Genomic DNA, 5,274 nt, shown 5'->3' on the forward strand with positions numbered 1-5,274 from the left:
ACGCCGGCCGGACCCCCAGCCGCGACGCGGCGGCGCGCAGCGCGTCGAGCGACGGCTTGCCGGTGATCCGCAGCCCGCAGCCGGTCAGCGACCTGATCATCGCGCTGATCGCGCGCGAGGTGCCGAGCGCCCGGCCGTTGGCCGACGCGAAGAACGGCGTCTCCGACGCGCTGAACAGCGTCGCCCCGCCCCACACCGCCTCGCACGCCGCCTGCAGCGCGGGCATCGTGAACTCGGGGAACCACCCGACGAACACCGCGTCCACCGGCCCCGCCTCGTCGGCCGGCGGCACCACCTCGATCCCCGCCTCCCGCAACGGCAGAGCCAGGCCATCGCCGCCGAGCACCATCACCCGCTTGTAGCCGCGCCTGGTGAACATCACCACCGCGCTGCTCGCCGGGGTCATCATGCGGTCCTCGGGCACCGGCAGGCCCGCCTCGCGCAGCACCTGGGCGAAATGCGCCGGCGAACGGTTGGTCCCGTTCGTGAACACCACGTACGGCAGCCCGCGGTCCCGCACCCACTCGAGCATCGCGACCGCGCCGGGCAGCGGGCGAAGGCCGTGGTTCACCCGGTCGCCAAGGACGAGCGTCCCGTCCATGTCGAAGATGAACCCGCGCGCGTCCCTGAGCCGCTCGCGCACCGCGTCAGTCACCGCGTCAGTCACCCCGTCAGTCACGCCGTCAGTCACGCTGCCCGCCCCTCACGCTCAGCCGGAACCCCGGCTTGTCCACCGTCAGCTCAGCCGCCGGCCGGCGCCCGGCCAGCTCCCGCAGCAGCCGCAGCACTGGCTGCAGGTCCGGGTTGTAGTGCGTGACGGGAGGCGCGGCGGCGACCATCCCGTCCACCTCGCCGCCCGGCATCCCGAAGCGCAGCAGCAGCTCCTCGTCACCCGTCCGCTCCCCGAACCGGTGCCGCAGCTCGGACACCGACAGCGGCGGCGGCTCGCTCGCCAGCTCCGTCGCCCTCGGCCGGCTGAGGATGCGGTCGAGCACGGACGGCTCCACCGGCATCGTCGGCTTGCCGAACTTTCCCAGCACGTACCTGATCACCTGGTCGGGCACCTGGTCGTACCGCGCGCCCCCATTCAGGGAGTGGGCGCGCAGGACATTCGCCAGCGCCTGACCGATCACCATCTGCGGGAACGGCGTCACCATGATCGGGTAGCCCAGTTCCGCGCGGACCCGCCCGACCTCCTCCATGACCTCGCCGAACCGGTGCTCCATCCCCAGTTCTGACAGCTGCCGCCGCAGCGTGGTCATCACCCCGCCCGCGACCTGATGGTGCATGAACGCCGCGTCGTACTCGCGTGGCTGCCCGGCCGGCAGCCCCTCGGCCTCCGCGACCGAGTCGAAGTACCTGGCGACGGCCGCCAGCAGCCGGTCGTCCACGTCGACGGTGTGCCCGTCGGCGCGGAGGTTGGCGACGAGCTTTTCCGCGTCGGGCAGCGAGGTGCCGTTGCCGAGGGCGCCGCACCCCACCTGCAGCACCCGCACGCCCAGGCCGGCGGCCACCAGGCAGGTCAGCGGCGACAGCCCGAGCGAGGCGTGCGCGTGCAGTTCCAGCGGCTTGCCATTCAGCGCACCGAGGACGGCGGGCAGCAGCGTCCCCGCCCGTTCGGGGGTGAGGATCCCAGCGGGGTCCTTCACGTACGCCCGGTCGATATCCGGGCAGTTCGCGTACTGCTCCGCGATCCCGGCGTAGAACGCGTCGTCGTGCGCGGCGGACACGGTGTAGGTGAGCGCCGCGATGACCTCGGCGCCGGCCCCGCCCGCTTTCTTGATGATCCGCGCGGTCTCCCGCACCGCGTCCATGTCGTGCGTCGGGTCGAGCACGACGAACCGGTCCATCCCCGCGTTGACCAGGCTCGTGTAGACGAGCTCCATCACCTCGGGATGCGCCCGCTCCCACGAGATGAACCGGAACCCGGTGCCGATGAACTGCAGCCGCGTGTCCGGCATCGCCTTGCGGGTCAGCCGCAGCAGGTCCCACGGGTTCTCCCGGTGCGTCCGCACCGACACGCCCATCGCCGTGCTCGACGAGAAGTCCAGCGCCCGGAACCCGACCCTGTTCAGCACCGGCGCGATCTGCGCGACATGCGCCGTGCGCAGCCCGGTCGCCCCCCACAGCGACTGGTTCCCGTCGCGCAGCGAGACATCCACCAGCTCAAGATCGGCCATCGCCGACTCCTGAGTCGGCGCCTGCGGGGGGTTCCGTGGGGACCATCGCCCCCAGAGCTGGCGGAGCATCCCGAACGGACGCGGCTGACTCCAGGAACCTGCCGAGATACCCCGTATCCACGCCGCCCTTCCCGAACTCGGTGTCTGCCAGCAGCCCGCGATGCATGTCCAGGTTGGTCACCACCCCGTCGACAGCGCACCGGTCCAGGGCGCCGCGCAGCGTCGCGAGCGCCTCGCCGCGGTCCGCGCCGTGCCCGATGACCTTGGCGAGCAGCGAGTCGTAGTGCGGCGGCACCGTCGCGCCGGCCTGGATGTGCGTGTCGACCCGGACCCCGGTGCCCGCGGGGAACACCACGCGGGTGATCGTCCCCGGGCTGGGCAGGAAATCCCGGCGGGGATCCTCGGCGTTGATCCGGCACTCGATCGCGTGCCCGGCGAACGCGACATCCTCCTGGCGGACGCGTAGCGGCCGTCCCTCCGCGATCGCGATCTGCTCCTCGACCAGGTCCAGTCCGGTGATCGCCTCCGTCACCGGGTGCTCGACCTGGATGCGGGCGTTGACCTCAAGGAAGTAGAACTCCTCGCGTTCCGGGTCGACGAGGAACTCGACCGTGCCCGCGCCGCGGTACCGCAGGTGCTCGCCGAGCGCGACGGCCGCGGCGTGCAGCCGGCCGCGCAGCCCGTCGGCGAGTAGGGGCGCCGGAGCTTCCTCGATGAGCTTCTGATAGCGCCGCTGCACCGAGCAGTCCCGCGTCCCGAGGTGCACCACCCGCTGCCCGTCGCCGAGCAGTTGCACCTCGACGTGCCGCGCGGGCGACACGTACCGCTCCAGGTACACCCGCCCGTCCCCGAACGCCGCCTCTGCCTCCGCGCTCGCCACCGCCACCGCGTAGCCCAGCTCACCCGGATCGCGGACCACCCGCAACCCGCGCCCCCCGCCGCCCCCGGCGGCCTTAACCAGTACAGGAAACCCGATCCGGCTGGCGAGTTCACTGGCCTCTGGGTCGGTTACGTGCCCGCCGGGCAGGACGGGCAGCCCGGCGGCGGCCGCGTGCTCGCGGGCCGCCAGCTTGTCCCCGCTGGCCGCAAGCGTCTCAGGGGTGGGTCCGATGAACACCACGCCGGCCGCCGCGCACGCCCGCGCCAGGCGCGCGTTCTCCGACAGGAACCCGTACCCGGGATGGACGGCGTCCGCGCCGGCGGCGACCGCCGCGCCGACAACGGCGTCGATGTCCAGGTAGCTCGCCGCCGCTGGCGGCGGCCCGATCGCCGCGACCTTGTCCGCGAGCCGCGCGGGCACCGACCCGGCGTCCGCGTCGGACACGGTCAGCACCGTCTCGATGCCCAGCCGCCGGCAGGTGCGGATCACCCGCGCGGCGATCTCGCCCCGGTTGGCGACCAGCACCCGCCGGAACCCATGCCGTCCGCTCACGACCCGGCTCCCCAACCGGGTGAATATACCCAATGGGGGTATCTAAAGCGGTGACAGTCATCATTGGGTGTACTTTCGGGTGCTATAGGCCCCTTAACTACACCCAATCCTGGAAGCGGCCGACCAAACCTGCCGCGAGTCTGGACGGTATGTCCCAATATGGGGTAAATATCCGCCCGGATACCCCTGGCCTTAGGCGGCTTGGTGCCAGGTCGGTGCACCATCCGTGGGGCAGCTGGATTCACGAGACCGGCTCGATCCACATCAGCGTGGTGCCCTGGCCTACGGGCTCCGCGTTCTCCAGGCAAATCTCGGCGACCCGCCCGCGCGTCCCCGCGTGCACCGAGTTCATCAGCTTCATCGTCTCCACGATCGCCACGACCGTATCCTCGCGCACCTCGTCTCCCACCTCGACGAACGGGGCCGCCCCTGGCCGCGGTGCCCGGTAAAACGTCCCAGGCAACGGCGCCGGGACGTCGACCATCCCGGGAGGCTGCGGTGCTGAGAGCTGAGACGCGGGGGGTTGCGCGGCGGGCTGGGGCGCGGCGGGGGATGCCCCTGAGCCGTTCGGGGCGGGTGTGACAGCCGTGGGCTCGGTGAGGGTCTGCGACTCCTCGGTCCAGCCGCCCGGGGTGCGGCGGAGCGTGAGGCGGAATCGAGGCGTCTGGAGGTCGAGCTCGTCATAGGGGAGCGAGTCCAGCAGGGCCAGGATCTCCGCGACGTCGTCGTTCGTCAGGTCCACGGGGCCGTCCCGGAATCATCGTGCGGACTTTGACCCCGTTTCAGGCGCCGAACTCCCCACGATCTTTCGGCGGCGCGTCCGGTCATTGGGGTTTCCCGAACAGGGAGAGGACGTGGTCGGCGGGACGGCGTTTCGGGGCGGCGACGGGGGCCGCGGTGCGCGCGGCCCAGACCGTCTCGGGCCGGCTCTGCAGCAAGACGATGCGCTCGGCGGCCGGGGCGTCCCCGTCCAGCAAGGCCCATTCGATGTCCTGGGGGGCGCCGTAGTGGGCTTCCACCTGGCGGCCGACGTCCGCGAGCGCCCGGATCTCGTCGTCGGTGAGGCAGGCCGCCTCGCGCTGCGCAGCAGGGGTGTCGGTGACGGTCACCCCGGGCCCGTTCGGGATAAAAGAATGCAGACGCCCCTTAGGCGAGACGCGCCGGCCGGTGATCTCGCCCGTGATCTTGCTGACCGTGAAGCTGTCCGGGGTCACGTCGCCGGACACCAGGGCGGACCCGAGGCCCCAGGTGCCCTCGATCGCCACCACCGAACGGTCGCCCGTGACCGGGGAGCGCGTGAACAAGACCCCGGCCGAGCGCGGGCCGACCATCCGCTGCACGACGACGGCCATCGCGACGCCGTCCTCGGCCATGCCGAGACGACGGCGGTAGGCCACCGACTCGTCGTTGTACAGGCTCGCCCAGCAGCGCCGCACGTGGTCCAGCACCGGCGCGGAGCCGCGCACGCCCAGGTAGGTGTCCTGCAGGCCGGCGAAGGACGCGTCCGCGCTGTCCTCCACGGTGGCCGACGAGCGCACCGCCACGTCCGCCGAATCCCCGCCAAGGGCCGCGTACCCGGCGGAGATCGCCGCCGCCACCGCCGGCGGCAGCGGCGCGGCAACCACCCGGGTCCGTAACGCGGCGGCCACCCGGCCGATCTCG

At 72.2% G+C, this 5,274-nt stretch carries 5 protein-coding genes; all 5 read right to left on the reverse strand.

Annotation, left to right across the window (positions count from 1 at the left end; translation table 11 throughout):
- Window positions 1–691, reverse strand: a 691-nt coding sequence (locus WA805_RS26835) for an HAD-IIA family hydrolase (protein WP_425243732.1), incomplete at its 3' end; no start/stop codon positions are given.
- On the reverse strand, window positions 684–2,180 hold the full coding sequence (locus WA805_RS26840; protein ID WP_422288936.1) for a hypothetical protein: 1,497 nt from the start codon (window positions 2,178–2,180) through the stop codon (window positions 684–686). The genes WA805_RS26840 and WA805_RS26835, both read right to left, overlap by 8 nt.
- Complete coding sequence (locus WA805_RS26845) at window positions 2,167–3,612, reverse strand: acetyl-CoA carboxylase biotin carboxylase subunit (RefSeq protein ID WP_425243733.1); 1,446 nt, start codon at window positions 3,610–3,612, stop codon at window positions 2,167–2,169. The genes WA805_RS26840 and WA805_RS26845 overlap by 14 nt, the downstream gene beginning before the upstream one ends.
- A gap of 241 nt (window positions 3,613–3,853) precedes the next feature.
- Entirely contained in the window at window positions 3,854–4,354 is a 501-nt protein-coding gene (locus WA805_RS26850; RefSeq protein WP_425243734.1) for an acetyl-CoA carboxylase biotin carboxyl carrier protein, read from the reverse strand.
- An 82-nt stretch (window positions 4,355–4,436) separates the two neighbouring features.
- Window positions 4,437–5,274: PEP/pyruvate-binding domain-containing protein (locus WA805_RS26855; RefSeq protein WP_425243735.1), on the reverse strand; the 838-nt coding region annotated here is incomplete at its 5' end.

Source organism: Trebonia sp. (genome assembly GCF_049794275.1).
In the GTDB taxonomy this organism is placed as follows: Bacteria; Actinomycetota; Actinomycetes; order Streptosporangiales; family Streptosporangiaceae; genus Trebonia.

Coding starts and splice junctions, on each gene's coding strand:
- WA805_RS26840 (WP_422288936.1), bottom strand. CDS start 2,180: ATGGCCGATCTTGAGCTGGTGGATGTCTCGCTGCGCGACGGGAACCAG.